This window comes from Cohnella thailandensis (assembly GCF_014212135.1).
Lineage (GTDB): Bacteria > Bacillota > Bacilli > Paenibacillales > Paenibacillaceae > Cohnella > Cohnella thailandensis.
Window position 1 is genome coordinate 47,665 of sequence record NZ_JACJVQ010000004.1, and the last position, 25,302, is coordinate 72,966.

The window sequence follows — 25,302 nt, forward strand, 5'->3', positions numbered from 1 at the left end:
AACACAGGACAACAGACCAAACATTGCACAAGATAAATTCGAAAGCGGAGGAGAAACGGACATGAGAAAACTCGTATTGTTCATGCATGTATCGCTCGATGGGTATGCGTCGGATTCGAACGGAGGACTGGATTGGATTCCGTACAACGAGGAATTAGAGAAATACGCCGAGGAGGTCGTAGCCGAAGTCGGCTCTCCCGTATACGGGCGTACGACGTATCGGATGATGGAGAGCTACTGGCCCGCGGTGCTGGAGGATCCGAATGCGTCGAAGCACGAGTTGGAGCATGCCAAATGGCTGCAGGATGTTAAGAAGATCGTCATCTCCGGCACGATGGACAAGGCGGAATGGAACCATACGATGCTGATCAAGGACAATATCGCAGAAGAAATCAAGGCGCTAAAGGAGCAGCCTGGCCAAAATCTCGTTATCTTTGGCAGCCCGGGGGCTGCGAAGACGCTTCTTGAGCTCGGCCTGATCGACGAATTCCTGCTGACGATTTGTCCGGTCGTCCTGGGCGGAGGAAAATCAGTATTCGACGGCGGCGTCGAGAAAATCAGGCTCAAGCTGCTGTCCAGCCGAACGTTCAAGTCGGGCATTATCGCGACCCGCTATGAGTTGGAGAAATAGTCGTGCCGTACAAGGTGTTCCGCTCTAACGGGAGCTATAGCTCAAAATGCACCACGGCAGCCAGCCAACAAGCGCGGCTGCCGTTTTCATTCAACTAACGGGCAGTTTAACACAGCAAATATTATGAAACCGAACAACATCCTGCGAGTTATGACTAGACTAATTGCCTTCCCCTAAAGGGCTATTTTTTATTTAATCTTTTTTCTTGACCTTTACATTAATGTGAAGCTTTATAGTTAAGCTAACGTTCCCAATCGATGAGGTGATCGTTTTGAAGATCGGAAAGGTAAGAAAAATAACTGGCGTTAGTGCCCGTTCGATTCGTTATTATGAGGAGAAAGGATTGATCCAAACATCTCGTCAAGAAAATAATTATAGAGAATATGACGAGAAGACAATCGAATCCATTAACACAATTCAACTTTATTTAGGATTAGGGCTGACAACTGACCAAATTCGGGACATTATCTTCTGTAGATTTCCTGAGCGACAGGAGCATAAAGATAAAGACGTCTATTGTGAGGAATTGCTGCTTATGTATCAGTCGAAAATGCACGAGATTAACCAACAATTAGAGGCTTTAACCAAAGCGAAGTTCAATTTGGCTGAAAAAATCAATCGGATGGTGCAAAAACGGAAGGAGGATAATGAATGACTATATTAGTTGCTGGGGCAACGGGAACCGTAGGGCGGCATGTCGTGGACCAACTTCTTCAAAGGGGGCAAAAGGTACGTGCATTGACACGTAATCCGCAGCTAGCCAATCTTCCTCATGGTGTAGAGGTTGTCGCGGGAGATTTAAGTGATCCAAATACGCTAGTTTCTGCGTTGGTTGGCATCAGCGGCATGCATTTAATTACAACAGGTGCCGAATATGCCCCGTTACAAACAGGACCAGAAATCGTTGAGCTTGCTGAGAAGGCCGGGGTGCGAAGGGTTACAGTTTTGTGGAACGGAGAGAAGGGCCCTTTTGAGAAGGCGGTTGAGTCAAGCAGTCTGGAGTGGACTCAGCTTTAAGCTTTTGAATTTATGGCAAACGCACGGAAATGGGCGAACTCTATACGCTCCGAGGGGGTTGTTCGAGACCTGTTCGGAGGAACACTGATTGCTCCTGTTCATGAAGCCGATATTGGAAGAGTCGCAGCAGTTGCACTAACTGGGGAAGGTCATGCAGGTCATATATATACATTAACAGGGCCTGAGAGTTTGTCGGTTCAAGATAAAGTTCGGATAATCAGTGAGGTTATTGGACGTGAAATTCAATTTATCGAAAGCTCTGAAGAAGAAGAACGTGAACAGATGAGGAAAATGGGTGTTCAGGAGGATGCAATAGATTACGTGATTCGTTGGCACCTTAATCCGCCTAAATCTGCTTATACCGTTATGTCGACAGTGGAGGAAGTAACAGGACACAAACCGTATACGTTCGCAGAGTGGGTTAGGGAGAATGCAGGATTTTTTATCAATTCGGATAATGCTTGAATCTATGTAAAACCGAACTATGGTACCTCTGCGTGTTATCAGTGAAAATCTGGGAGTTACGGTCAACTGGTTGGATTCGGCAGTCGTGCTCACAAAAAGCAATGTGGAGGTAATTTTACAGCTGAATAGCAATAAGGCAGTCATAAATGGTAAAACGGTGCTGTTTGATGCTAAACCCTATCTAAAGAATAATCGCACGATGGTTCCGCTTCGTTTTATTGCAGAGGCGTTCGGTTGCGATGTCAGTTATAGCAACAATGCAGTAACCGTCGAAACCAAGCCATTGATTATCGATGGTGTGACGGTCAAAGCATTGCAACAAGAATACTATCTGACTATGGGGAGCGTAGTAAATCAAGGGTACGACAGCTTAATGACCCAAGAAAACGAGGCTGCCGATGGGATTGATCAGCGGCCATTGTTGCGCTAACGGGAACTATAGCTCAAAATGCACGACGGCAGCCAGCCAACAAGCGCGGCTGCCGTTTTCATTCAACTATACCAGCTAATAGCTTGTCAACATTACCAGTAAAGTTAACTGAGTTCATATGATATATTGAAAAATAAGCACGTCAAATAACCCTCCAACTTGACTTGGAAGGTTATACCAATGGTTTTTTGTTATGCATCACGAAAGGTCTTTTTGCTTTTTAGAATGGCGTGTAACCAATGAACTAGCTTATTAGCGCATGCAACTAGAGCCACCTTGTGAGGCTTTCCCTCAGCTCTTTTACGTTCGTAGAACTCTTTCAGGCGCGTATTACGTGAACGAATCAGTCCGCACTGTACAGCCATAACTAGGGCATAACGAAGTTGTCGTGAACCACGTTTGGTGATTCGGTTTCGAGTTGCTGTGAATTTCCCTGAAGCAAAGACACTTGGATCAATTCCAGCAAAAGCGACTAGTTTTTTGGGATGATCAAATCGGTCGATTTCCCCAACTTCGGATAAAATTGTTGCAGCAATTTTATGGCCAATACCGGGAATCGACTGGATTAAATCATATTCTTCAATTTCTTTTGCCAGGGCATCTATGTTCTGTTCCAATTCAGCGAGATGCTCTTGGTATTGAAGAATAATTGAGATTAAGATCTTCAAATTAATTAAGTGGCTTGCATATAGTGTTTGTTGAAACGGATTTTGTTTTGCAGCATCTAGCATCCGCTGAGCGCGTTCGTTAATCCAGTTCTCTGAACGCCCTCGTTTAGATGGGAGAAGTGCTTTAATCTTCGTTTTAATCGTCTCTTCATCGGATTGCAAAACCGAGTACGATGTTGGGAATTCATATAATAATCGCAGTGAAACACTTGAATACATAGCCCCAAAGACGCCCTTGTAGGCAGGGAATACTTGATCTAAAACAGCTTGGAATTGTAATTTAGTCTGCACGCACATCTTCGAGAAGGATTCAAATTGCCGCGTCAGATAGCGCAAATCAAGTAACCGCACGCCTCTTTTTCTAAACGGTTCGAACTCTTCTTTGTAGTGAAGCTCACCAAGAAGATAAGCATCGGCAGCATCCGTTTTTACTTTACGGAGATTTGTTTTTCTTAGTCGATTTGAAATGAGCGGGTTAATCACGATGTAAACATACTGGTGCTCCTCTAAGAATTGAACAACAGGACTTTGATAATGTCCGGTCGCTTCAAGAATAAGCGTTGGACGTTGACCAGATTCGCGCTCAACATCATGAATAGCTTGAAGCAATTGCAAAAGTCCATCTCGTGTATGAGCGAATTGAAAGGTCCCTCTGAAAGGTTTTCCCCGATCTAAAAAGGCCTGTCCATGGCTTTCTCCTTTTGAAATATCTAGCCCTATTACAGGATTCATTCGATCTCTCCTTGATGTGAATTTACCGGTAGCCCCTATGACTTTGCTTGTCGCTCCATAGCATCGCATGTGATACGGGATCCATGTCCCAACCAGCCTCAATCATGGTCATGACAAGTAGGGGTGAACATTATAGCGCTCGGGATCAAGTCCCACGGGCAGGTACGTTCGACCCGGCCACCTTCAATCCTCCAACCAAAACAAAAAAGGATCAACCAGTAAGAATTGGTTGACCTCATAATACGAACGGGCAGGATAGTTCAGCAAAGAAATGTAGTTCTTAGAGGTCGAGGCTGTCCAGAAAGTCCGTTTTGGAGGGGGGCGGGGCGGCTAACGGACACCAGAGACGCTTAAAATCTTAAAACCAACCTACGAAAAATCTAACGGTCACCAGGAACCCTTAGAGCTCAAAAATGGCTGTCCAAAGCAGGAAAACACACTCTAAGCGTCGCTAATGTCCGTTATATTTTGAAAATGTCTTTTTTGCGCTTCTAAGCGTCTCTTATGTCCGTTAGACTGTGAATTCACTTCTTGGAGCCGCAGGAATCCTGCCGAAGCGAATGAATTCCAAATGAAAAAAGCCTCCGACTCAGAGGCTTTTTCCTTTTGCCTGTTCATTTGGCATCGCTCCATCAGCTATAGACGATATTCCCGATGTAAATAGCCTTTCTATCAAACGAATTAATTGATCCGGGGGCAAATCTTTTTGCCTGCGTTGCCAAAGACGAAGAAGTGAAATAGAAGTTGAGAGGTGAAACTCTAATAAATAGGGGGTGACTGGACTATCTTCAGGCGAACAATAGTTCCGCCCATCGCTAAAAAATTCGTTTTTCAACTTTTCTATAAAGCGGATATTGCCGTAATCGCCTAGTAAAGCATTTAGGTATGCCCCTTTTTCCTCGAAAAGCAGGAGCAAATCTTGCGGTTTTATATCCGCTTGCTCTGTGTTTTTCAATTTCTCCCGGATAAAATCCACTATTTCGCTTTCGACGATTCTAAGCAAATCGTAAACATCGGTAAAGTACTGATAAAAGGTGCTTCGGTTATATCCGGTCTTGTTTGCAATTTCCCGTACGGTGATTTTCTCTATCGGTTTTTGGCCATAAAGTTCGCAAAAAACGCCGATAAAGGCTTGCCTTGTTTTTTCCGTTATTTCAGGCTGCTTTTTCATCTCTTGCTCCTTTCGCAAGCAAAATATCATCCGACAAACGAGATGAAATTGTTGGTTGTTGAGTTTGTAACAAAGTCGTATGATTCATCATACAACGCGTTGTCTTATAGTCAATAGAGGAAGATATCGTTTAGAAAAGAACGTACGAAAGTAGGTTGTCATATGAAACTGCTAGTCTACGGCGCGGGGGTTCTCGGCAGCCTGTACTCCGCCCGCCTGCATGAGGCCGGGCACGATGTCTCGCTCCTCGCCCGGGGCAAGCGCCTGGCCGCCCTGCGCAGGCATGGAGTGCAGCTCGCCGAGGGAGACAGCCCGATCGTCAGGAGCGTACCGGTGCCGGCGGTCGAGCACCCAGTCGGCGGGTATGACCTGATCGTCGTCTTCGTCCGCACCCATCAGGTGGATGCGGTGCTGGAGTCGCTCGCCGGTCTCGAAGGCGACGTGCTGTTCATGCTCAACTGGGCAGCCGGCGCGGAACCGCTGGGCGCGGCGATCGGCCGAGAGAGAGTGCTGCTCGGCTTCCCCACGGCCGCCGGCACGATGGACGGCGACGTGGTCCGCTACCGCCCGACCAACATCGCGACCCGCCTGTTCCCGACGCCGATCGGCGAACCCGACGGCCGTACCACCCCGCGACTGGAACGGATCGTACGGGAGTTCCGAACCGCCGGGATTAATGCCAAGGCAGAGCCGCAGATGGATACCTGGCTCAAGACGCACGCCGCGTTCGAGGTGCCGCTCTTGCAGGCGGTCAACGCGGCGGGCGGCCCGGTGGCGCTGGCCGACGATCCTAAGGCGGTCCGCGGCATGATCCGCCTCATGCGGCAGAACCTGACCGCCTTGCCGACGCCGCCGGTCCCTCGCGGGTTCGCTGCGTTGCGGATTCTGCCGGAAGGGCTGCTCGCGGCCATGCTGCGACGCTTCTTGCGGAGCCGGACGGCCGCGCAGCTCGACAATCCCTCGCCTGCGGCGACGGCCGAACTCGAGCGGCTGGACGAACAGGTTCGTGCCTATGCGAGGGTCCAGTAGGCGAGGTAGGCGGCTGCGCCTTCCCGGCGGGGGCCTAGGCGGCGCTGCGCACGGGATTCTTTGGATTGCCTCTCACTTCCAGGATCGAGCGGCATTTGCTTCCTTTGCCAACCAAGCGACGTTCGGCTACAATGAAGCTTCGCAGAAATTGCAAGGCGGAGGAGCAGGAACGTGAGCATTAAAAGCAAGGATCAAGCGGAACTTATGGGGCTCGTCAAAAATATTCGATTGGGCATGGCAACGGCGGAGGCGTCCGCGCTGCGACTAAGAAAAAGCGGCGACACGCGTTTCGAGGACAAAATGATCGGTCTTTTTCTACATGAAATCGGAGGGCGGATTCGCCAAAGCTACGGCCAAGCGTTCAAAAAGGAGCTGGACCGCTACTCCAATTTGGATCTGGTCCAATTTTATATTAGCGCCGGCTTTGATAGAGAAGTCGAGGAGCTGCTTACGTTAGATGACCGCCTATCCTAGGCGGTTTTTTTTGCCCATGGGGTGAAATCGAGAAATTGGATGGTGAGAATTAAGCCGAGATTGGATGGTCACGCTCCGAGGAAATGTTGCTATATTAATGGTGCTTCACCGAGGATAACGATCCGCGGTCATTTCCCGAGAGGAGGGCTTATTATGTATTACTTAATAGGTCTAGTAATCATTGTGATAGCGGCAGCCGCGGTTGCGACTATTTTAATCGGACATTCTTCGGAGAATAAAAGAGAGCATACGGGCTACGGCCGCGGAACGACGAGGAAATGGCGACGGCTTCTTGTTATTTACGTTCTTGGCACCCTCCTTGTTCTTGTCGCGTTCCTGTTGCTTTTAACTCGTTAAGGATTGGAAAGGTTGTGAACATTATGTTTTATATAACGATGATTTCGCTTCTCATTGTTGCAGGTATCGTTGTTATTTACGTTGGCGGCAAATCGGCAATCCAAGCGGAAGAAGACTGACTTACGGAGCCATTAGCTTCCTGACAGACCGGGCGAATCCGGCAATCCCGGTTTGAATATCTTGACTATTCGGCCTTGCGTAGGTGAATCGGGCAAACCCTGAGTTCGATCCATACACGCTGCCGGGAACGTAGACGACCCCGTTTTTGATCGCCTCATCGAGCAATTTGCCTTCATGAACGTAAGGAATCAGTTTGATCCATAAGTGTATGCCCCCTTGAGGAGCGTTATAGGCAACCAAGCCGGAAAGCTCGTTCTGCAAAGCTTCGATAAGCAAATCGCGATTAAATTGCAATTGGATCCTTAAACGCTCTAAATGGGCCACGAAAGAATCGGATTGAAGAAATCGCGCGACGACTCCTTGGGGAATAACGCTAGGTCCGAAGTCCATCTGCTGCCTAGCGTCCGCAACCCTTTGAATGACGGAGTGCGGAGCAACCATCCAACCGATGCGCAACCCCGAAGCGGCGATTTTGGAAAAGGAACCGATATATATGATGCCGCCGTTCGAATCCATCGATTTAAGCGACGGAAGCGGGAGCCCATCGTAGGCAGTCAAACTGTAGGGGTCATCCTCCACGATAGGAAGACCCAGCTCGCTTGCGATATCCAGCAGCTTTTTCCGACGTTCTTGGGCTAAAACCGTGCCAGTAGGATTTTGAAAATTAGGATTCAAAAAGATCATTTTAATACGATTTTCTTTAAACAAACTGCGAATATCATCCGGGCTAATTCCTTGATCGTCCATGGGCAATGGATATATTCGAAGCCCTGCCGATTGAAACAGAGGGAGCGAATAGCTATAGGAAGGATCCTCTATGGCAACGGCATCTCCCGGAGACGTTAAACACTGCGTAATCAGAAATAAAGACTGCTGGGAACCCGATGTAATCATGATCGAAGACTCGCTCGTACGAATCCCCCTATATTGGTAAAGATACTCTACTAACGCTTGCCGGAGCGGAAGATACCCTTGAGGATTGTCGTATCCGAAATAGGCAAAGTTGCTTTGTTTGTTTAGGATGGCATTTATTTCATCGATGGGAGCTAAATCCGCCGAAAGCTCGCCGCTTGCAAAATCGATCATGGAAGGATCCTGAAGCAGAGCCTCCCGAATTTTCCGCAAGAAGGGCAAATTAGGCAGAAAGCCGCCATTCTCCGCGTATCGTTTCCAGTTGGGCGTATGTCTCGTTATATTCCCCCTCCAAGCATCGGCTACGCGCGTTCCGCTTCCCGTTCTGCTCTCGACGATCCCCATCGAACGAAGCTCCGCGAACGCGAGAATAACGGTACTTCGGTTGACGCCCAATTGATTCGCAAGCTTCCTCTCGGATGGAAGCAAGCTGCCGGGCGGGAACTCTCCGGTGGCAATCCGCTGCTCGATATGATCGGCAATTTGTTCATATAGAGGCTTCTTGCTCTTCCGATCGAGAGTCCACATCGTTTCACACATCCTTTATTGATTCCATCGAACATATCCAAACCTCTTATGGATTGTTGAACAGGTTGTCCGCGGTGAGTTGGATGTGCGCCCTGAAGATCTTGACGGCACGATCGCTGTCGCGGCTAAGAACGGCATCCATTAAGGCCTTGTGTTCGGCACGGCCATCGCGAGTTTGCTGATGCGGGGTCGGATAATGCCGATAAAATTCGCTCAAATCCCAAAGGCGCCTGCAGATATCCAGAAGAACCGGATTCGGACATGCGGCGATAAGCTCGTAATGAAACTGACGGTGGATGTCGGACCACTCTTCGCTAACGGCAAGCTTCTGGTTCACTTCCCTGTACTCGGCCGTCTGGGACAATTTGTGGTGAACGGCGATGACATTGGATTCCCATGTGAGATCGCCATAGGCGATGGATAGGCGCAAGGCTTCGGATTCATTGAGCGACCGTGCCTGAATGATGTTATTCAGTTCTTCTTCCGACGCCGTCTTCACGGAGAATCCGTGGTTCGGGTTTTGCAGGACGAGGCCATGGGTGGCCAACCGGGTCAGCGCTTCCCGAACGACGGCGACCGAGACCTCGAAGCCTTTGGCAAGCTCCGACACGGTTAAGGGAGAGCCCGGTTCATATTGTCCGGCCAGAATATCGGACTGCAGCTTCTTCGTGACATTTTCGCTTAAAGTGGACGAACCGTTTCTTTTGGCCATGAAGCCAGCACCATCCTTCATGCGCATAGGCATTATACACGTTTCATTAATTTACATCGAATAGGATAAAAAAACAAGTTGAAATTCGACAACGATTAAAATAAACGATTTATATTTACAGAATCGATTCTAAATAATATAATCGAAACTGCATTCGACAAAAGGAGGTAGTTTACAGTGAGCAACAACCCATTTGCCAAATTGGCGGAAGTCGCAAGCTTTCAGGTGACCAGCAACGATATTTCGGAGGGCCTTCCCCTACCGCCCCGGCACTACTCGTCGGGAATAGAGGGCGGCCAAGATCTGTCGCCCCATTTGAAGTGGTCGGGCGCGCCCGAAGGGACGAAGAGCTTCGCCGTTACCGCGTATGACCCGGATGCCCCGACCGGATCGGGCCTCTGGCATTGGGCCGTCATCGACATCCCTGCCGACGTCACGGAGCTTCCGACCGGAGCAGGCGACGAGCAGGGCAGCGGACTGCCGCAAGGCGCTATGCAACTGCCGAACGACGTGCAGCTCAAACGGTTCATCGGCGCGGCTCCGCCGGCGGGTCACGGTCCTCATCGGTATTATTTTGTCGTTCATGCGCTGGATGTCGAGAAAATCGGCGTCGGCCCGAATGCCACGCCGGCTCTCTTAGGCTTCACCATGCAGAGCCATACGTTAGGAAGAGCGGTGCTCATGGCGACGGGAGAGACCGATAAATAAGTTAGCTAGGTAAGAATGCGGGTTGACGAATGTCAACCCGTTCTGGTATTCTTCCTTAAGTGTAATAATTACGTACAACGAGGTTGGTTCTTTTATTTGACCATTAATCGTAATTATTACATACATCTCAAGGCGATTGATTTAACTTCCGAGAGGAGGACGGGAAGGATATGAGACTAGCCACCCTCCAAGATGTCATGTTCGGGTACGACGACGTTCCATGTCTTGAAGACGCGAATGTCGAAATCAACTCCGGCGAGTTTATCGCCGTCACCGGCCCCAACGGAGCTGCGAAGTCAACGCTTCTTAAGCTGACGCTGGGCTTGCTCCAGCCATGGAGAGGAAAGGCCGAGCTTTCCTCGCATAACAAGGACGGGAACAAGCTTGCCATTGGGTATGTGCCGCAGCAGATCGCATCGTTTAATGGAGGTTTTCCGAGCAACGTACAGGAATTCGTTTTATCGGGGCGATACGGCGCGGGCTCCTGGTGGAGAAGAATGGGCAGGAAGGATCTGGAGGCGGTAGAGCGGGCGTTACTACATACGGATACGCTGAATCTGCGAAACCGCAAGATCGGGGAGCTGTCTGGCGGACAGAAGCAGCGGATCTGCCTGGCAAGAGCTCTTGCCATGTCTCCCGATTTATACGTGCTGGATGAGCCGACGACCGGAATGGATCAAGAGAGCCGGGAACGGTTTTATGATTTGATGCGGAACGAGGTTCGGGCGATGGGCAAAACCGTCGTCATGGTGACGCACAACCTGACGGAGGTCGAGCGCGATTTGGACCGCGTCGTAACGTTGGTAAGAAAGGAGGAAAGCGGATGGAAATGCTGCACTACGACTTCATGCAGCGGGCATTTTGTGCCGGCGGGTTAATCGCGCTGTTGGCTTCGGCGCTAGGCGTATACTTGCTGCTTAGGCGTCAGGCCTTGATGGCCGATATGCTGTCCCATGTGTCATTGGCAGGCATAGCGGGAGGGGCATACTTCCAGGTCAATCCGACGATGACGGGATTCCTCGTTGCCGTTTGCGGCGCCGTCGTTGTCGAGTACCTCCGAAGGGCCTATCGCACGTATAGCGAAATATCCGTGGCCATTATTATGGTCGGAGGATTATCTTTATCCGTCATCTTAATGAGTTTAAATAAATCGATAAATATCAGCTTCTCGTCGTACTTGTTCGGTTCCGTCGTGGCGGTGAACCGGACCGAACTGATTATCATGCTGGCTACGGCCGTAATCGGCGCGTTGTTCTTCTACTTTCTTCGAAGGCCGCTTTATTTAATTTCATTCGATGAAGAGACGGCCAGGACAAACGGGATTCCCGTCCCTTGGATCTCCCTCGGCTTCAGTATCCTCACCGGAATGATCGTTGCCGCGGCCATGCCGATTGTCGGCGTTCTGCTCGTGTCTTCGCTGATCGTGCTGCCTGCCTCGTTGGCCATCCGAATATCCCCTAGTTTCTCCGCCGCGATATTTATCTCGATGGGAATCGGGTTGTTAGGCGTATTTACAGGATTAACGGCTTCTTATGAGTTAAGCACCCCTCCGGGAGGAACGATTGCCTTCGTTCTGCTGACGTTTCTCGTTATCGGGATAACGGTCAAAAAAACGATCCATAAGCTTGGAGCGAAAGCTCGAATGACTGCCAAGCAAGCGGAAATGCCCGTCACTCGCCATAGGGCAACCAGAGCAGAAGAATGGTCGAACCCTTGAAGGAAGCGACGTACGGATTTCATACAACAATTTATATATGGAGGTTTTAAGCAATCATGAATTCTTGGGTAACCAAAACAATGGTATTGGGTACGGGACTGGCACTGGTGCTGTCCGGTTGCGGCAATAAGAACGAGGAAGCTCAGGCGGACAAAATCAAAGTCGTCACGACGTTCTATCCGATGTACGAATTCAGCAAGCAAGTGGCGGGAGAACATGCGGACGTCGTAGCGCTTATCCCGTCCGGCGTCGAGCCTCACGATTGGGAGCCGAGCGCGAAGGACATGGCTGCGATCAAAGAAGCCGACGTGTTCGTTTACAACGGCATCGTGGAGGGCTGGGTAGACGATGCGCTATCGAGCGCGGCAAACGACGATCGCCTTGTCGTCGAAGCGAGCCAAGGAATTTCGCTGATGGAAGGCGTAGAGGACGGACACGATCACGGGCACGAGGAAGACGCCGAGCATGCCGAAGAGGAAGAACATGCGGAGGAAGAGGGGCATGAGGAAGAAGGCCATGACCATGAGTCGGACCCTCACGTCTGGTTAAGTCCGGTATTGGCCCAGAAGGAGGTTGCTGCGATCCAGGCCGCGCTCGAGCAAGCCGACCCCGCGCATAAGGACGATTATAAGAAAAATGCCGAGGCTTATATCGCCAAACTGAAGGAACTCGACCAAGAATACCGGGATGGGCTCAAGGAGGTTAACCGCAAGGAATTCGTCACTCAACATGCCGCATTCGGTTACTTAGCCAAGGAATACGGACTGACGCAGGTTCCGATCTCCGGCTTGTCGCCCGAACAGGAGCCGTCGCCTGACGAGATGGCCGAGGTTGTCGAGTTCGCCAAGGAACACCAGGTCAAAACGATTTTCTTCGAAACGCTGGTCGATCCCAAGGTAGCCCAAGTCGTCGCGGACGAAATCAACGCCAAGACGGACGTTCTCAATCCGCTTGAAGGACTGACGGACGAGGATCTCAAGAATAATCTGGACTACATCGGCGTTATGAAGCGGAATCTGGAGGCTCTCCAAAAAGCGCTGAACGAATAGTTCCCGATATTCGGAAGAATCGATAATCGATATACGCTGGGCTCGGCGGAATATAAATTCGTAATAATTACAATATGGATTGGAGTCATGTAAATGAATAAAATACCGGTAACCGTACTAAGCGGTTATCTGGGCGCCGGCAAAACGACCGTTCTAAACCACGTGTTGAACAACCGGGACGGCCTAAAGGTCGCCGTCATCGTCAACGATCTAAGCGAAGTCAATATCGATGCGGAGCTCGTAAGGGAAGGCGGCGGGCTATCGAGAACGGAAGAAAAATTGGTCGAGATGTCCAACGGCTGCATCTGCTGCACCCTTCGGGAGGATTTGCTGCGGGAAGTGGAGAGGCTGGCCCGCGCGGGTCGATTCGATTACATTTTGATCGAATCGACCGGAGTCGGGGAACCGGTTCCGGTTGCCCAAACCTTCACGTATATGGACGAAGAACAGGGGATCCATCTCACGGAGCTATGCCGGCTCGATTGCATGGTAACCGTAGTCGACGCTTATCGATTCTGGCATGATTTCTCCTCCGGAGAATCGCTGCTCCAAAGAAACCAGGCCGTTGGCGAGGACGACTCCCGGGATGTCGTGGACTTGCTCATCGATCAGATCGAATTCTGCGATGTGCTCCTGCTTAACAAATGCGACATGCTCGAGAACGACGAGCTTAATCAACTGGAGGCCGTACTCCGCAAGCTGCAGCCGCGCGCCAAGCTGATCCGAACCGTTAAGGGGGAGGTCGCCCCCGCGGAGATCCTGAATACCGGATTGTTCAGCTTCGAGGAAGCGAGCCGATCCGCCGGTTGGCAGAAGGAGCTGGAGAAGCCGGTTCACGTGCCGGAGACCGAAGAGTACGGGATCTCCTCCTTCGTATTCGAGAGAGCGAGACCTTTTCACCCAAGCAGACTGATGGATTGGATGGAAAATTGGCCTGCGGAGGTTGTTCGCGCCAAGGGGATCATGTGGGTGGCGACCCGGAACGATATGGGCCACAGCATCAGTCAGGCCGGACCATCCATTCAATTCGGTCCTTCCGGCTACTGGTTGGCCGCGCTGCCGGAGGAAGAACAAGAAGCGTACCTGCGTGATGACCCCGAGCTGGGCAAGAACTGGTCGGAGCCGTTCGGGGATCGAATCAACAAGGTTGTGTTTATCGGCATTGACTTAGATACCGAGCAATTAACCGCTTCGCTCGATGCCTGCTTGTTGACGGATGCCGAAATGAGGAGCGATTGGAGCCGGTTTACCGATCCGCTGCCTTAATCCTAGCCATATCACTGAATTGCCGGGCGGGTGATGACGGTTGAATGCCAGGAAATACGTGGATAGATGTCTGATGGAGCTGTTCAATAACGGGATGCGCGTCACCGAGCAGCGGAAACGAATGCTCTCGCTCGTCGCGAACTCGAAACACCCGCAAACCGCCATGGAGCTTTACAGGAAGATGAAGAGAACGTTCCCGGGCCTGAGCTACGAAACGATCTATCTCAACCTCAAACTGTTTATGGACTTGCGATTTATCGAGACCATTTTATTGGGGAACGAGGTTCGGTACCGGGCCCTCCCAGCCGTTCATGCCCCTCTTGTCCAATACATCTGCATGGATTGCAAGAAAGCGATTCAGGTTTCCTTCGATCCGTCCCATCCGGCATTTCCGATGCCGGAGCAGTTTAAATCTGTCAATTATAAGCTGGACATATTCGGTTATTGCAGGGATTGCTGCGATAGGGGAGGGTCTCCGGCCGTGCAATAAGGTTGCTACTGTACGCGCCTTTATCGTAATAATTACGTTTTGACCCGATCTGAACAAATACAAATCCGCATTTACATGAAGGGAGGCACCGAACATGAGAGTAACCGTTACCCTTGCTTGTACCGAAACGGGAGATCGAAATTACACGACGACAAAGAACAAAAGAACTCACCCGGAGCGCTTGGAGTTAAAGAAATATTGTCCGCGGCTGAAACGCTATACCTTGCATAGAGAAACCCGTTAATAGATCATTTTTTCCATTAGGAATTGAGGAGGCAAATAGAATGGCCAAAAAATCGAAAGTGGTTAAAGAGCTGAAGAGGCAAGCGACTGTTGCTCATTTCGCGGAGATTCGAAAGCAACTAAAGGCTAATAAAGATTATGAAGGCTTGAAAAGATTGCCCAGGGACGCATCGCCGACCCGGCTTCATAACCGATGCGAGCTAACGGGGAGACCGCATGGGTATCTTCGCAAGTTTAAGGTGTCGCGGATCGCGTTTCGGGAATTGGCTTATAAGGGGCAAATTCCCGGCGTGAAGAAATCCAGCTGGTAACTTCGGCAGGTGTCGTTATGAGGAGATGAAGGAATGGATGCCTTTACGGTTCGCAGAATAGAGAAGATTCTTCAATGGTACATCGGTCAAAAGATTCCTCTGCGCATGCGTTCGTCCGTTCGATTGGCATACGAGTGGGAAGGAACCAACCTGACTCTTTGCGAGGAAAGACCCGATCAGAGGTATCGAGAATGGATAGGGCTGCCGATCGTGCAATTTCGCTTCCTGCAGGATAAGTGGCATGTTTATGCGATATCCAAAAAAGGAACGTGGGAGAGTCCGGCAACGATAAAACCGCATGAGGATTTCGAACGTCAACTGGAACTGGTGGAGTTGGACCGGGAAGGCATATTCTGGACCGCATGACCCCCATCCGTTTCATGTTGTACATTAGTCGTAATAATTACGATTAAATGAAGCTGATTTTCTATGAAGATACTCATTTGGAGGAATCGATCATGAATCTTCAGGCCCCGGACAACAAAATTCCCGTAACCGTTCTTAGCGGATATTTAGGCGCAGGGAAAACGACGATATTAAATCACGTGCTTAATAACCGCGACGGATTGAAAGTAGCCGTCATCGTGAATGACCTAAGCGAAGTTAACGTCGATGCCGATCTGGTCAGGGACGGCGGAGGTTTGAGCCGCACGGAAGAGAAGCTGGTCGAGATGTCCAACGGCTGCATCTGCTGCACGCTTCGAGACGACCTTCTCAAGGAAGTCGAGCGCTTGGCCAAGGAACGGAAGTTCGATTATATCCTTATCGAATCGACCGGCGTCGGAGAACCTCTGCCCGTGGCCCAGACGTTCACCTATGTGGATGAGGATCTGGATATCGATTTATCCAAGCTGACCCGCTTGGATTGCATGGTAACCGTCGTAGACGCGTACCACTTCTGGAAGGATTACCATACGCGCGAGACCTTGAAGGATCGTAATCAGGAAGCCGGAGAGGACGATATGAGGGGCGTCGTCCATCTGCTGACCGATCAAGTGGAATTCTGCGACGTGCTCATCATCAACAAATGCGACATGGTCGGCGAAGAAGAGCTGACGAAGCTGGAAACGGCCCTGCGGGCGATGCAGCCTCGCGCCAAGATGATACGCGCCACGCACGGCAAGGTCGATCCGAAAGAAATTCTAGATACCCGCTTATTCGATTTCGAAGCCGCGAGCCAATCGGCCGGATGGATTCGAGAGCTGGAGAAGGATCACCATACGCCGGAGACGGAGGAGTATGGCATTTCTTCGTTCGTCTATCGGAGAAAAATACCGTTCCATCCGGAGAGGCTCCTGAAGTGGGTGTCCGATTGGCCGAAGGAGATCGTTCGTTCAAAGGGGATCCTATGGCTCGCCACCCGCAACAATATGGCTTTATCGTTCAGCCAGGCGGGAGTCTCCCGGCAATTGTCTCCGGCTGGGCTGTGGGTGTCTGCTTTAACGGACGACGAGAAGTACGCGTACTTCGGAAGCGGCGAGGTTCCCCGTTCCCCCGATTGGGATGAACGATGGGGCGATCGGGTCACGAAGCTCGTCTTTATCGGAATCGGAATCGATCGGGAGAAGATTGCCTCCTCTCTCGACAAAGCTTTGCTTACGCCGGAAGAAATGAGAGGCAATTGGCGCGAGCTGAAGGATCCGCTGCCCAAATTCGGACAGAGGTGAGCGAGGGAAGAAGATGACGAGCCCAATTCCTATGTACATCCTCTCCGGATTTCTCGGAAGCGGCAAGACTACGCTTCTTCGCCTTGCCGTCGACGCCCTCGTCCAATCGGGTCTCAAGCCGGCCGTCATCATCAACGAGATCGGCGACGTCGACATAGACGGTCGGATCCTGGAACGCGACGTGCCCAGAGCAGAAGTATTAAGCGGATGCGTTTGCTGCACGGTAAGCGGAGACGTGCCTTTCGTCGTGGAGAACTTATGCAAGGAGCATAGCCCCGACGTCATTCTGCTCGAAGCGAGCGGAGTCGCGAATCCGCTGTCGATCGTCGATAGCGTGACGGAGGCTTCTTTCCTTCGGGAAGTCGAATTCTATCGCATGGTCACGGTCGTTGCGGCTCCTTCATTATCTGCCATGCTTCGCAACCGTACCCAAGGAAGAATGTTTCGGCTTATCAGGGATCAAATAAAAGCCGCGGGCTCGATAGTCCTTAACCAAGTCGATCGCGTCGGGCAGGAGGAGCTGACGGAGCTTCATCTTGCGATAAGAGAGTGGAACGCCGGAGCGTCGTTAATCAATACGGAGTATTGCAGGGGAGGCGCTTCTTTCCTTCTTGAAGCAAAGTCCGCGCGAACGGAGAACCGGAGGTTCTCTCCGTTGCCTATCCTTACGGAGAATGGCCATCTTTCCTGTTCGATAAGCGCCCCCGGCCATGCCGCCCATTCTTTCCTTAAGGCGCATACCTATTTTTTCTCCAAACCTCTGTCCCGAGAACGGTTCGAGGCTTACCTGGACACCCTTCCCGATCCTATCTACCGTGCCAAGGGAATTGTCCGATTCAAGGAGGAAGGCGCCTTGTCCCTCGTTCAATACGCCTACGGACAATCGCATCTATCGGTCATACGCCCTTTGCAAGAAGTTCGGGAGGTCATCGTGCATATCGGTCAAGGCTTCTCGGAACAAGCTATCGAGGAAGCCCTAAAGAAGATAGAATGCGAGTCTTGAATCTTGAATGTTGAATAGAAAAGGAGGCTGAACCTTGGCTGCATACGATTGTTTGGTTATCGGCGGAGGAGCGGCCGGAATCGGGATAGGCTGCGTCTTGAAGGACTTGAAGGTCCGTTCGTTCCGAATCCTGGAGCGGGGCGAGGTGGGCGCTTCCTTCCTGCTGTGGCCGCCGGAGATGAGGATGATCACGCCTTCGTTCACGAGCAACGCTTATGGCATGCTCGATTTGAATGCGATAACCCTCAACACCTCTCCCGCGTATTCGCTTAATACGGAACATCCGACCGGCAAGCAATTCGCCGAATACTTGCAGGCCGTCGCGGATCACAAGGAGCTCCCGATACGACGAGGAGTCGATGTCGCCGCGGTACGGCCGTTGCCGGCCGGCGGGTTCGAAGTCGACACGTCCGAAGGCACGCTTCGCAGCCGCTTCGTGATCTGGGCCGCCGGAGAGTTTCAATACCCGAAGCTTGATGCTTTTCCGGGGTCCGAACACGCCATTCATACCAGCCTGATCCCGAACTGGAACGACCTTGAGGGCGATGAATTCGTCGTCATAGGAGGATACGAGAGCGGCGCGGATGCCGCAATAAACCTTGGCAAGCTAGGGAAGAAGGTAACCCTCATCGACCGAAGCGGCCGATGGACCCATAAGGGAAGCAGCGATCCGAGTGTAGAGCTGTCTCCATACACGAAGGATCGCATCCATAGCCTCGAAGAGGGACGAATTCGGCTGATGGGGCGGCATGAGGTTCACGAGATCGAGCTCTCCGGCCAAGGAAGCTATCGAATACGCTGCGTCAGTTCGTCCGGAAGAGCGACGACCGTAACCTCCGTTTCGCCTCCCTTATTGGCGACCGGGTTCCATGGCAGCCTGAGGCTTGTCGAAGATTTGTTCGAGACGGGCTCGAACGGAGCTCCGGCGCTGAGCGGCAACGACGAATCTACGATTACGCCGGGTCTTTATTTATCCGGTCCCGCGGTTAAACACGGAGATCTGCATTTCTGTTTTATATATAAATTTCGCCAGCGTTTCGGGGTGATCGCGAATCATCTCGCTTCCAAGCTGGGGTTGGATGCTTCCGTTCTGGATGAATACCGGAAACAAGGCTTCTTCCTGGACGATTTATCCTGCTGCGGAGAGAGCTGCGAATGCTGAACGGCGCGATGTCGCAACCATCCTCCATGGCGCTTATCGGCTTCGAATCCTCCGGCAAATCCGCCCTGTTCCGAAGCTTGACGGGAGATTCTTCATCCGAGGTAGCGAATTTCAGAGGCTCGACCGTAATGGCGAGAAGAGGCTCCCTTGCTCCCAACCGCCAAATCGTCGATTTGCCCGGGATCAGGCTTCAAGACGACAGTGTAACGACGCGGTTGGCCTTGGAGGAGCTAAACCAGGCGGATATGGCGTTGCTGGTCGTTCGGGCGACTCACTCGGCCTCGGAGCTCCCGCATTTGCTCGAGCTGGTCCGAGCCCGTCCGATCCGGGTGGCTCTCTTGCTCACATTCGCGGATAAAGTTCCTTCAAGAGTCCAAACGTTGGTTCAGACGTATAAGGAGCAATTAGGAATTCCCGTTTACGCCGCGGACGCGCGGTTTCTGGATTCGGCCTCGAGGGAGCAGATATTGGAGTCGGCGGCCAATGCCTCGACTCTTCGCCGGCAAGCCGCGGCAAGGTCGCCCATGGAATTTATGGACATGGAGCCGCCGACAACCTGGCTTGAGATTCCGGTATGGGGGCGCCTGTTTGCTATTCTGCTCCTCCTATCGTTATTCGCTTTCCCTGTCTTTCTAGCCTATCATCTGTCTTCTTGGCTGCAGCCAATCGTAGACGGCGTCTTGGTTCCGTTCGTCGTAGACCGATTGTCCACGTGGCCGGAGCCGATGGCTTCCCTGCTGATAGGCGATTATGGGGTCATTACGTTAGGCTGGTACTCGTTTCTATGGGCCTTTCCGGTCGTTCTGCTTCTTAGCGTAACGATCGCGATCGGCGAGGAGAGCGGGATTAAAGATCGAATTACGGACTCCCTGGATCCTTGGATGAGGGTCGTCGGACTCAGCGGCAGGGATCTGGTTCCCGTTCTGTCGGGGTTCGGCTGCAATGTGGTAGCCGTTCATCAAAGCCGCGCTTGCAGCGCTTGTTCCCGCAAATCGTGCGTTTCGTTGATCGCCTTCGGATCGGCCTGCAGCTATCAGATCGGAGCCTCTTTATCCTTGTTCAGCTCGGCCGGCCATCCTGTGCTCTTCCTGCCTTACTTGCTCCTCTTGACTATCGTCGGCGCGATCCATACGAGAGTATGGAACCGGCGTCCGTACCAGGGATTGCATTCGATTCAGCCCGGAACAACCTTCCTGCAGGTTCCTGCTCTTAAGGCGGTCCTCTGGCGAGTACGCAACGTGCTGAAACAGTTCTTGCTGCAAGCCATGCCTATCTTCCTGCTCTTATGCATCGTATCGACGATTTTGCAGGAGACGGGAGTCATCGGGTTTCTCACCGAGCTATGCGCTCCGCTGATGCAATTGCTTCATCTGCCGGCCGAAGCGGCAGGCGGAATCTTGTTCTCTATCCTTCGCAAGGATGGCCTGCTTGTATTGAATCAGGATAACGGCGCTTTCTTAAGCGGGCTTCATGCGGGACAGCTATTTGTGCTTGTCTATCTGGCTTCTACGCTCACGGCTTGCCTGGTGACCTTGTGGACGATCCGCAAGGAGATGGGGCTGGCGTTCGCGGCTTCGATGGCATCGAAGCAAGCGGCGACTTCCGTCATCTCGGCAGTTGTTCTCATGCTGTTAGTAGGCAGGTGAATTCCGTATTTGGGGAAAATGAGGATCCGCGACAAGGAATGGAATTGACAAGTGTTTCCTTTATTGCTATCCTCAAATCGTAATGATTACAATTATGAAGAGGGATATGGTTCGATATTCCTGAGACGATTTAACCTGCACTTAAATCGTAATAATTACATATAAGAGCAAAGGGCTGGTGAAATGATGCAAGAAATCGATTTTGTGAAATTCAACCCGACGCAAAATATGACCATTCTTGTGAAGTCGAATCATCCTGCGGAAGACTACAAGCATATCGCTTCGCAATTAATGTCCTACGACAGCCTGCATGCCGAGCAAGTCGGGTTTATTAACCGCTCGAGCAACCCGGTCGCGGCGGCAAGCCTGCAAATGGCCGGCGGGGAGTTCTGCGGCAACGCTTGCATGTCGATGGCTGCCTACCTAGCGGCCAACAGCGGCATGGAATCGGATGGCGTCATGGAGATTAAATTGGAAACCTCGGGAACGAATCAATTAGTCTCCTGCCGCGCGAGAAGGGAAGGGGACGTCTACCTCTGCCAAGTTGCTATGCCCTTGCCTTACGCAGTCGAATCCAAATCCGCGACTTATGGAGGGGAAGAGATACCGCTTGTTTTGGTGAAGTACGAACGTGCTTTCCACGTCGTCATCGAGGCGGACCGATTCTCCGAGGAGTGGATGAGGAAAGCCGAAGGGTTGGCCAAACTGCTTGGCCTCGCGTTCGATTCCGGATTAATCGGCATCTTGATGTTTAATTCGGAAACATTTGAAATGGCCTCGCTTATTTACCTCCCGGGACTGGACAGCATGGTCTGGGAGAAAGGGTGCGGCTCCGGAACGGCTTCGGTGGGAGCGTACTTGTCCTGGCGGAACAAGGAGAATGTCAGCGCGCGAATCAAACAGCCGGGCGGCACGATTCAAGTATCGGCGGAATACGGCGGACAGAAGGTAACAAGCCTTCAAATCGAGGGCGCCGTAAGCATCGTGGCTCATGGCAAAGCGTTTATCGATACGGAAAGGAGCAGGCAGAATGGATGCATACCTTCGGCTGCGCCGATCTTTAACTGATTTTCTCGAGAAGTTCTCCTCCTTAGCGACTTCATCCCCCGATAGCTTCCGCGGAAGCTCGGAGTTGGAGAGGGTCATCGACGACTATTCGAGATTTATCCTCGAGGAGAGGAACCGAACCGAATGGGGGCAGTTGGAACCTCATCAAGCAGCCGAGCTATCTCCGGTTGCAGACGAGTTAAGGGAAACGTCCGCCCTATGCGTGGCCATGATGGAGAAGCATCGGGCATGGAAGCTGCTCGGCGGAGAAGAGGACCATACCGAATACTTCGATAATATCGAGGCCGGCATCCAGGAAGAATTCGGAAGATTTTATCTGGATTCCGACTCCAAGGTCTTATTGGTGGGCTCGGGTGCATTCCCGATGACTCCGCTGTATATCGCTAGACGAACGGGAGCCGAGGTCCTGGGCATCGATATCGATCAAGACGCCATTGAGCTGGGAAGGAAAGTTATCGCTAGACTAGGCGGCGGCTTGCGAATACGGCTTGAGAACAGGTTCCTTGAACAGCTGGAAGGGATCGGCGAGTTCACGCACATTATCTTTAGTTCAACGGTTGCCCTTAAATACGAGCTGCTGGATCAATTGCATTCTTTGACGAAAGCGAACGTTGCCGTGGCGATGAGGTTCGGGAACGATTTGAAATCCTTGTTCAATTATCCGATGCAAGAAACCGACCCCCGGAAGTGGCAGCTTGCCGACGTTGTTCTGCATCCCGATCAAGTCTTTGATATCGCCTACTATAAGAAGCCTTGAAATAAAGGGAGAATGGGAGGTCTTTATGAGCGATTTGAGCCGGGTATTGGTATTGGGGACGGGACCCGTCGGCATTCAGATGGTCCTTCTACTGAAAAAATACTTAAAGAGCTACGTTGGAATCGCGGGACGGGAGTCCATTCGATCCGCTCCGTTCTTTGCGGCCATGCGGGAGAACGATCAAGAGATTCGCGTCGAGATTCAAAATGAAAAACACGGCCGATTGGAAGGGAGGTGTAAAATCGATCAAGTCTTTCATGGATACGCGGCCGTTAATGGGGAATGGGATACCCTGATGATGGCGGTTACGACGGATTCCTACATAGAGGTTCTGAGTCAACTGAACGGACAGCTTCTACGGCAAGTCAAATGCATCGTCTTGATCTCTCCTACCTTCGGATCGAATAGCTTGCTGAAACAATACATGAAGGAGATCGGCTCCTTCCCGGAAGTGATCAGCTTCTCCACTTATCTGGGAGATACCCGCTGGCTTGATGGCGCGCCTTCCAATCAAGCGAAGACGACCGGCGTCAAGAAGAGATTGTATGCCGGATCCTCGCATCGTCCATCCGGCAATCTCGACAAGCTTTGCGACTTATACTCGCAATTAGGAATCGCTCTCGAAATCGTGCCTGCTCCGATAGAAGCCGAGTCGAGAAACATTTCCTTATACGTCCATCCGCCGCTATTCATGAATGAGTTTTCTTTAAGCGTCGTCTTTAAAGAGGTCGAATCCAAGAAATACGTTTACAAGCTTTTTCCCGAAGGCCCCATCACGCCGCAGCTTATTCGCGACATGAGGGCGTATTGGCAAGAGATCTCATCCCTGCTGGAGAAGATGGGGCTGAAAGGCCTTAATCTCCTCAAGTTTATGACGGACGATAATTATCCGGTAAGACCGGAAAGCTTATCCCGACGCGACATCGATAACTTTACCCGTCTCGATGCCATTCACCAAGAGTACTTGTTGTACGTCCGCTACGCTTCCTTGCTGATCGATCCCTACTCTCAGCCGGATCGGGAGGGGAGATATTTCGATTTTTCGGCGGTTCCCTTGCGTCCCATTTTCGTCAACAAGGATGGCTATTGGGATATCCCGAGAATGCCCAAAGAAGATTATTACCGGATTAAAATCATTCAAGGCATAGCAAGAACCGCGGCTATTAGGACACCGACGATGGACCGATTTATAGAGACCTATGAAAGCAAAATCGAAGAAACCGCGCAAAGGCTAAAGGATGAACCGTTGTCCGAGGCATTCCTCGTTCAAAGCTTCGAAGAGGATCTGCGGAGGATTGTCGGCGAGTCGGTTAGCAGGGAGATCAGGAGGCATTGAAATGGTAAAGAAACAAGTCGTTCCCTTTCTTGTATTGGTAGTCGCGGCCTTGTGGCTGGCGGGATGCAGCAGCTCCGCTAATAGCGAGAAGGAGAGCTCGGCGAATTCGGCGGCGTCCTCTTCGGCGAGAGATGAACTGGTTTACGCGACGGCCAAAGACATCAACGACATGAACCCTCATTTGTATGCGGGCTCTATGCCGGCGCAGGGTATCGTCTATGAATCATTGGTGGAAAACACGGCGGAAGGCATTAAGCCGCTGTTGGCGGAATCGTGGGACATCTCCGAGGATGGCAAGATCTATACGTTCCGCCTGCGGCCAAACGTCACTTTCCATGACGGCGAGCCTTTCAACGCCGAAGCGGTCAAGCTCAATTTCGACGCCGTCCAGAGCAACGCTTCCAAGCATGCGTGGATTAAATTGTCCTCCATGCTGACGGAAACGAAGGTAATCGATGAATATACCGTGCAGCTGGAGCTTTCGGAGCCGTATTATCCCGCGCTGCTCGAATTGTCGATGACCCGGCCGTATGTGTTTCTCTCTCCTAAGGACTTTATCGACGGCGAAACGAAGGACGGCGTAAACGGATACAACGGAACCGGTCCTTATAAGCTCACGGATCATAAAACCGATCAATTTGCCGTCTTCGAAGCGAACGAGAGCTATTGGAACGGCGCTCCTAAGCTGAAGAAGATTACGGCTAAAGTACTTCCGGCGGGCGAAACGACCTTCTTGGCCCTTCAGAAAGGGGAAGTCGACTTCGTGTTTACGGATGACCGGGGAGCGGACAGCATCGACGTGGAGGCGATGAACAAGCTGGCCGAATCGGGCGACTTCCAGATCGTCAGAAGCGAGCCGATGAACACCAAGATGATCGTCGCCAACAGCAGCAAGAAGGACAGCCCCGCCGCGGATGCCGCCGTACGCCAAGCCATCTGGCATTCGATCGACAGAGAGACCATCGGCGAGGCCATCTTCAATGGCACGGAGTCCGCGGCCGATACGCTCTTCTCCTCGAATGTCAATTACGCGAACGTCGAGTTGCAGAAGCGCGACTACGACCTCGAGCTGGCCGAGAAGCTGCTGGAGGAGAATGGATGGGTAGGAGAAGGCATTAGGGAGAAAGACGGCCGAAAATTAACCATGAACTTGTATTACGACGTCAATTCCTCGTCCCAGAAGGCCCAGGCCGAGATGATTCAGAACGCGGCGAAGAATATCGGCATCCAACTGGAGCTGTTCGGCGAGGAATCGACCTCTATCGCCAACAGAAGAACGACCGGCGACTACGATCTGCTGTTTAATCAAACTTGGGGTCTCGCGTACGATCCGCAGAGCACCATCGCCTCCTTCACCTCCGATTCGGCCTACCGTCATACGACGAGCGGCATTCCGGAAGCCGAGGAGCTATACCGAAAAATCGGGGAAGTTATGGTGTCCTCCGATGAAGAAACCCGGAAGGCCCTGTATCAAGATATCCTGACCATCGTCCACGACGAAGCGGTGTTTATTCCGCTAACCAACGGCAGCGTTACGATCGTGGCGCCTAAGGACCTGCAGGGCATCTCTTTCAAGCAAACGCAGTTCGAGCTTCCGTTTGAGCAAATGTCTTTTAGCCGGTAGGCGACTCGG

The 25,302-nt window shown here is 51.6% G+C and carries 27 protein-coding genes and 1 pseudogene; 24 read left to right on the forward strand and 4 right to left on the reverse strand.

Annotated features, from left to right (window positions below; translation table 11 throughout):
- The first annotated feature begins 61 nt into the window (after positions 1 to 61).
- From H7B67_RS04310 to H7B67_RS04325, 5 genes and pseudogenes are all read left to right on the forward strand, one after another.
- Positions 62 to 631, forward strand: a complete 570-nt coding sequence (locus tag H7B67_RS04310) for a dihydrofolate reductase family protein (protein ID WP_185118569.1) — start codon at positions 62 to 64, stop codon at positions 629 to 631.
- Positions 632 to 893: 262 nt separating this feature from the next.
- Positions 894 to 1,286 (forward strand): MerR family transcriptional regulator, encoded by a 393-nt coding sequence (locus H7B67_RS04315; RefSeq protein WP_343069197.1) that lies wholly within the window; start codon positions 894 to 896, stop codon positions 1,284 to 1,286.
- Positions 1,283 to 1,648, forward strand: a complete 366-nt coding sequence (locus tag H7B67_RS31240; RefSeq protein WP_342592632.1) for an SDR family oxidoreductase — start codon at positions 1,283 to 1,285, stop codon at positions 1,646 to 1,648. The genes H7B67_RS04315 and H7B67_RS31240 overlap by 4 nt, the downstream gene beginning before the upstream one ends.
- A 12-nt stretch (positions 1,649 to 1,660) precedes the next feature.
- The gene (locus H7B67_RS31245; RefSeq protein WP_342592631.1) at positions 1,661 to 2,113 is read left to right on the forward strand and encodes a Rossmann-fold NAD(P)-binding domain-containing protein; all 453 of its coding nucleotides are present in this window, start codon (positions 1,661 to 1,663) and stop codon (positions 2,111 to 2,113) included.
- A gap of 10 nt (positions 2,114 to 2,123) precedes the next feature.
- A pseudogene (locus H7B67_RS04325) lies at positions 2,124 to 2,471 on the forward strand (copper amine oxidase N-terminal domain-containing protein); the annotation flags it as partial.
- A gap of 263 nt (positions 2,472 to 2,734) precedes the next feature.
- On the opposite strand, the gene H7B67_RS04330 reads toward H7B67_RS04325, so the two are convergent.
- Positions 2,735 to 3,943: an IS110 family RNA-guided transposase gene (locus tag H7B67_RS04330; RefSeq protein ID WP_185118572.1), complete on the reverse strand. Its 1,209-nt coding sequence runs from the start codon at positions 3,941 to 3,943 to the stop codon at positions 2,735 to 2,737.
- Positions 3,944 to 4,532: 589 nt separating this feature from the next.
- Entirely contained in the window at positions 4,533 to 5,114 is a 582-nt protein-coding gene (locus H7B67_RS04335) for a TetR/AcrR family transcriptional regulator (RefSeq protein WP_185118573.1), read from the reverse strand.
- A gap of 162 nt (positions 5,115 to 5,276) precedes the next feature.
- Here H7B67_RS04335 and H7B67_RS04340 point away from each other — a divergent pair, with 162 nt between their 5' ends.
- Positions 5,277 to 6,143 carry a ketopantoate reductase family protein gene (locus H7B67_RS04340; protein ID WP_185118574.1) on the forward strand — a complete coding sequence of 289 codons (867 nt, stop codon included), beginning with the start codon at positions 5,277 to 5,279 and terminating at the stop codon, positions 6,141 to 6,143.
- 171 nt (positions 6,144 to 6,314) lie between these two features.
- Complete coding sequence (locus H7B67_RS04345; RefSeq protein ID WP_185118575.1) at positions 6,315 to 6,617, forward strand: hypothetical protein; 303 nt, start codon at positions 6,315 to 6,317, stop codon at positions 6,615 to 6,617.
- A 477-nt stretch (positions 6,618 to 7,094) separates the two neighbouring features.
- On the opposite strand, the gene pdxR is transcribed toward H7B67_RS04345, so the two are convergent.
- Together pdxR and H7B67_RS04355 are read right to left on the reverse strand one after the other, a co-directional pair.
- Positions 7,095 to 8,534 (reverse strand): MocR-like pyridoxine biosynthesis transcription factor PdxR, encoded by a 1,440-nt coding sequence (gene pdxR / locus H7B67_RS04350; protein ID WP_185118576.1) that lies wholly within the window; start codon positions 8,532 to 8,534, stop codon positions 7,095 to 7,097.
- A 46-nt stretch (positions 8,535 to 8,580) separates the two neighbouring features.
- Positions 8,581 to 9,246, reverse strand: a complete 666-nt coding sequence (locus H7B67_RS04355; protein WP_185118577.1) for a GntR family transcriptional regulator — start codon at positions 9,244 to 9,246, stop codon at positions 8,581 to 8,583.
- A 177-nt stretch (positions 9,247 to 9,423) separates the two neighbouring features.
- On the opposite strand from H7B67_RS04355, the gene H7B67_RS04360 reads away from it, so the two are divergent.
- The 17 genes from H7B67_RS04360 (at position 9,424) to cntA (ending at position 25,293) form a co-directional block, all read left to right on the forward strand.
- Positions 9,424 to 9,954, forward strand: coding sequence for a YbhB/YbcL family Raf kinase inhibitor-like protein (locus H7B67_RS04360; protein ID WP_185118578.1), 531 nt, complete (start codon positions 9,424 to 9,426; stop codon positions 9,952 to 9,954).
- A gap of 170 nt (positions 9,955 to 10,124) precedes the next feature.
- The gene (locus tag H7B67_RS04365) at positions 10,125 to 10,832 is read left to right on the forward strand and encodes a metal ABC transporter ATP-binding protein (protein WP_185118579.1); all 708 of its coding nucleotides are present in this window, start codon (positions 10,125 to 10,127) and stop codon (positions 10,830 to 10,832) included.
- Entirely contained in the window at positions 10,778 to 11,671 is an 894-nt protein-coding gene (locus tag H7B67_RS04370; RefSeq protein ID WP_185118580.1) for a metal ABC transporter permease, read from the forward strand. The genes H7B67_RS04365 and H7B67_RS04370 overlap by 55 nt, the downstream gene beginning before the upstream one ends.
- A gap of 56 nt (positions 11,672 to 11,727) precedes the next feature.
- On the forward strand, positions 11,728 to 12,720 hold the full coding sequence (locus H7B67_RS04375) for a metal ABC transporter substrate-binding protein (protein ID WP_185118581.1): 993 nt from the start codon (positions 11,728 to 11,730) through the stop codon (positions 12,718 to 12,720).
- Positions 12,721 to 12,813: 93 nt separating this feature from the next.
- Positions 12,814 to 13,986 (forward strand): GTP-binding protein, encoded by a 1,173-nt coding sequence (locus H7B67_RS04380; RefSeq protein WP_185118582.1) that lies wholly within the window; start codon positions 12,814 to 12,816, stop codon positions 13,984 to 13,986.
- A gap of 40 nt (positions 13,987 to 14,026) precedes the next feature.
- Positions 14,027 to 14,476: a Fur family transcriptional regulator gene (locus H7B67_RS04385; RefSeq protein ID WP_185118583.1), complete on the forward strand. Its 450-nt coding sequence runs from the start codon at positions 14,027 to 14,029 to the stop codon at positions 14,474 to 14,476.
- 94 nt (positions 14,477 to 14,570) lie between these two features.
- On the forward strand, positions 14,571 to 14,720 hold the full coding sequence (gene rpmG, locus H7B67_RS04390) for a 50S ribosomal protein L33 (protein WP_136369992.1): 150 nt from the start codon (positions 14,571 to 14,573) through the stop codon (positions 14,718 to 14,720).
- A gap of 40 nt (positions 14,721 to 14,760) precedes the next feature.
- Positions 14,761 to 15,030, forward strand: a complete 270-nt coding sequence (gene rpsN / locus H7B67_RS04395; protein WP_185118584.1) for a 30S ribosomal protein S14 — start codon at positions 14,761 to 14,763, stop codon at positions 15,028 to 15,030.
- Between the two features lie 33 nt (positions 15,031 to 15,063).
- Complete coding sequence (locus H7B67_RS04400) at positions 15,064 to 15,396, forward strand: DUF3024 domain-containing protein (protein WP_185118585.1); 333 nt, start codon at positions 15,064 to 15,066, stop codon at positions 15,394 to 15,396.
- A 92-nt stretch (positions 15,397 to 15,488) separates the two neighbouring features.
- Positions 15,489 to 16,697, forward strand: a complete 1,209-nt coding sequence (locus tag H7B67_RS04405; RefSeq protein ID WP_185118586.1) for a GTP-binding protein — start codon at positions 15,489 to 15,491, stop codon at positions 16,695 to 16,697.
- Between the two features lie 13 nt (positions 16,698 to 16,710).
- On the forward strand, positions 16,711 to 17,700 hold the full coding sequence (locus H7B67_RS04410) for a CobW family GTP-binding protein (protein ID WP_185118587.1): 990 nt from the start codon (positions 16,711 to 16,713) through the stop codon (positions 17,698 to 17,700).
- Between the two features lie 34 nt (positions 17,701 to 17,734).
- The gene (locus H7B67_RS04415) at positions 17,735 to 18,862 is read left to right on the forward strand and encodes an NAD(P)/FAD-dependent oxidoreductase (RefSeq protein WP_185118588.1); all 1,128 of its coding nucleotides are present in this window, start codon (positions 17,735 to 17,737) and stop codon (positions 18,860 to 18,862) included.
- Positions 18,856 to 20,508 (forward strand): nucleoside recognition domain-containing protein, encoded by a 1,653-nt coding sequence (locus H7B67_RS04420; RefSeq protein ID WP_185118589.1) that lies wholly within the window; start codon positions 18,856 to 18,858, stop codon positions 20,506 to 20,508. The genes H7B67_RS04415 and H7B67_RS04420 overlap by 7 nt, the downstream gene beginning before the upstream one ends.
- A 183-nt stretch (positions 20,509 to 20,691) precedes the next feature.
- The gene (locus tag H7B67_RS04425; protein ID WP_185118590.1) at positions 20,692 to 21,576 is read left to right on the forward strand and encodes a histidine racemase CntK family protein; all 885 of its coding nucleotides are present in this window, start codon (positions 20,692 to 20,694) and stop codon (positions 21,574 to 21,576) included.
- Entirely contained in the window at positions 21,539 to 22,333 is a 795-nt protein-coding gene (locus H7B67_RS04430) for a class I SAM-dependent methyltransferase (protein WP_185118591.1), read from the forward strand. The genes H7B67_RS04425 and H7B67_RS04430 overlap by 38 nt, the downstream gene beginning before the upstream one ends.
- A gap of 25 nt (positions 22,334 to 22,358) precedes the next feature.
- The gene (locus H7B67_RS04435) at positions 22,359 to 23,669 is read left to right on the forward strand and encodes an opine metallophore biosynthesis dehydrogenase (protein ID WP_185118592.1); all 1,311 of its coding nucleotides are present in this window, start codon (positions 22,359 to 22,361) and stop codon (positions 23,667 to 23,669) included.
- Position 23,670: 1 nt separating this feature from the next.
- Positions 23,671 to 25,293, forward strand: a complete 1,623-nt coding sequence (gene cntA, locus H7B67_RS04440) for a staphylopine-dependent metal ABC transporter substrate-binding lipoprotein (protein ID WP_185118593.1) — start codon at positions 23,671 to 23,673, stop codon at positions 25,291 to 25,293.
- The last annotated feature ends 9 nt before the right edge of the window (positions 25,294 to 25,302 follow it).